This window comes from Micrococcus sp. HG099 (assembly GCF_024723355.1).
GTDB classification, from domain to species: domain Bacteria; phylum Actinomycetota; class Actinomycetes; order Actinomycetales; family Micrococcaceae; genus Micrococcus; species Micrococcus endophyticus.
On sequence record NZ_JANQCJ010000193.1, the window covers coordinates 1 to 2,815 of the forward strand.

Below are 2,815 nucleotides of genomic sequence, written 5' to 3' on the forward strand. Positions count from 1 at the left end.
GGATACCGCCGGCGCCCTGCTCTGCGACGCCGACCTCGAGGTGCTCGGCCGCTCCCCCGAGGCGTACCGGCGGTACGTGCAGGCCGTGCGCCGCGACTTCGCCCATGTGCCGGACGCGGACTGGGCGCGCGGGCGCGCCGCCGTGCTCGAGTCCCTGCTCGGGGCGGAGCGCCTGTACCGCACGGCCCCGGGCCGCGCCCGCTGGGAGGCGGCGGCCCGCCGCAACCTCGAGGCGGAGCTGGCAGACCTGCGCCCCTGACCCCCGACCCCGCCCCCTGCACTTTCGTTCGGGACATCGTCGTCACCATCCCGTCTTCCTCGTAGAGTGACGACGATTCCCCGAGCGAAAACGCCCCCGTCTCTGCCCCCTCCCCCACTCCCGCCGACGCGGCGAGGCCCGCCCTCCCCGGACAGGGAGGACGGGCCTCGCGTGCTGGGCGCCCGGACGGACCGGGCGGGCTCAGCGGCTGATCACATCATGCCGCCCATGCCGCCCATCGGGTCCATGCCCTCGGCGCCGGCGGCGGCCTTCTCGGGCTTGTCCGCGACGACGGCCTCGGTGGTCAGGAACAGGCCCGCGATGGACGCGGCGTTCTGCAGGGCCGAGCGGGTCACCTTCACCGGGTCGTTGATGCCCGCGGCCAGCAGGTCCTCGTACTCGCCGGTGGCGGCGTTGAGGCCGTGGCCGTCCTGGAGGGTCTTGACCTTGTCGGCCACGACGCCCGGCTCCATGCCCGCGTTGAAGGCGATCTGCTTCAGCGGGGCCTCGATGGCGACCTTGACGATGTTCGCGCCGGTGGCCTCGTCGCCCTCGAGGGTCAGGCCGCCGAACGCCTTGGCGCCGGCCTGGATCAGGGCCACGCCGCCGCCGGCGACGATGCCCTCCTCCACGGCCGCCTTGGCGTTGCGCACGGCGTCCTCGATGCGGTGCTTGCGCTCCTTGAGCTCCACCTCGGTGGCCGCGCCAGCCTTGATGACGGCGACGCCGCCGGCCAGCTTGGCGAGGCGCTCCTGCAGCTTCTCGCGGTCGTAGTCCGAGTCGGTGTTCTCGATCTCGGCGCGGATCTGGGCCACGCGGCCGGCGATCTGCTCGGCGTCACCGGCGCCCTCGACGATGGTGGTCTCGTCCTTGGTGATGACCACCTTGCGGGCGGTGCCCAGCAGGTCCAGGGTGGCGTTCTCGAGGGACAGGCCGACCTCAGAGGAGATGACCTGGCCGCCGGTGAGGATGGCGATGTCGGCGAGCATGGCCTTGCGGCGGTCGCCGAAGCCCGGGGCCTTCACGGCCACGGACTTGAAGGTGCCGCGGATCTTGTTGACCACGAGGGTGGCCAGGGCCTCGCCCTCGACGTCCTCGGCGATGATCAGCAGCGGCTTGCCGGACTGCATGACCTTCTCGAGGATCGCCACCATGTCCTTCACGGAGGAGATCTTGGAGTTGACGATGAGGATGTAGGGATCCTCGAGGACGGCCTCCTGACGGTCCGCGTCGGTGACGAAGTAGCCGGAGATGTAGCCCTTGTCGAAGCGCATGCCCTCGGTGAGCTCGAGCTCGAGGCCGAAGGTGTTGGACTCCTCGACGGTGATGACGCCCTCCTTGCCGACCTTGTCCAGGGCCTCGGCGATGAGGGAGCCGATCTGCTTGTCGGCGGCGGAGATCGAGGCGGTGGCCGCGATCTGCTCCTTGGTCTCGATCTCGCGCGAGGCGGAGAGCAGCTCGGCGGTGACGGCGTCCACGGCCTTCTCGATGCCGCGCTTGAGGGACAGCGGGTCCGCACCGGCGGCCACGTTGCGCAGGCCCTCGCGAACGAGCGCCTGGGCCAGCACGGTGGCGGTGGTGGTGCCGTCGCCGGCGACGTCGTCGGTCTTCTTGGCGACCTCCTTGACGAGCTCCGCGCCGATCTTCTCGTACGGGTCCTCGAGCTCGATCTCCTTGGCGATGGAGACGCCGTCGTTGGTGATGGTGGGGGCGCCCCACTTCTTCTCCAGCACCACGTTGCGGCCGCGCGGGCCGAGGGTCACCTTCACGGCGTCGGCCAGGGTGTTCAGGCCCTTCTCCAGGCCGCGGCGTGCCTCTTCGTCGAATGCGATGGTCTTGGCCATGATGCAAGTCCTTTCTGGACGTCTGCTTCCTACAGCTGGTGGCTGACCTGCATCGGTGCCCGCGACGGACGGCCCGCTGGGGCCTCACCGGTGGACAGGTCCTCCTCCACGGCGCCGGGCCGGCCGGGGTACGGCTGGCAGTCGCGCCTTCGGAGTGCTAACCCCATTATGAGCACTCGCCCGGGGAGAGTGCAAAAGGCCGGAGCGCCGCACGCCGCGGTGTCCGCGGACGGCGGACGGCCCCCGCCCGGGGCGCCGCGGGGCGCTCGGGCGGGGGCCGTCGGGGCCCGGACGGACCGTCAGCCGGTGACGACGACGGCGACGCCGTTGACCTGCAGGTTGGGGGTCTGCAGCACCGGGAAGCCGAGCTCGGCGGCGACGGCCTCGGCGGCCGCCTGGTTGCCCGAGCCGTTGTAGAGCACGGTGGAGGACTGGATGCCGTAGCCGCCCCAGTTCTGCGCGGACACGGAGGTGAAGCCGGCGGAGCGCAGGCGCTGGGCGTAGGAGGCGGCCAGGCCGGTGGTGCGGGTGGCGTTGTAGACGGTGACGTTGGTGGACCGCGCGGCGGCGGCGGCCTGGGCCGCGGCCGAGCGAGAGGCCTCCGCGGCCTGGGCGGCCTCGGCGGAACGGGACGCCTCCGCCGCGGCGGCGGCCGAGCGGGAGGCCTCCGCGGCCTGGGCGGCCTCGGCGGAACGGGACGCCTCCGCCGCGG

Annotated in this window: 2 protein-coding genes and 1 pseudogene; 1 reads left to right on the forward strand and 2 read right to left on the reverse strand. The window is 72.3% G+C overall.

Features of this window, described 5'->3' with window-relative positions; translation table 11 throughout:
* Nucleotides 1-259, forward strand: a pseudogene (locus NWP10_RS11365) (non-ribosomal peptide synthetase); the annotation flags it as partial.
* 212 nt (nucleotides 260-471) lie between these two features.
* Here the strand turns inward: NWP10_RS11365 and groL are convergent.
* Nucleotides 472-2,103 (reverse strand): chaperonin GroEL, encoded by a 1,632-nt coding sequence (gene groL, locus NWP10_RS11370; protein WP_017489766.1) that lies wholly within the window; start codon nucleotides 2,101-2,103, stop codon nucleotides 472-474.
* A gap of 299 nt (nucleotides 2,104-2,402) precedes the next feature.
* The coding region (locus tag NWP10_RS11375) for a LytR C-terminal domain-containing protein (protein WP_258300981.1) at nucleotides 2,403-2,815 on the reverse strand (413 nt) is incomplete at its 5' end.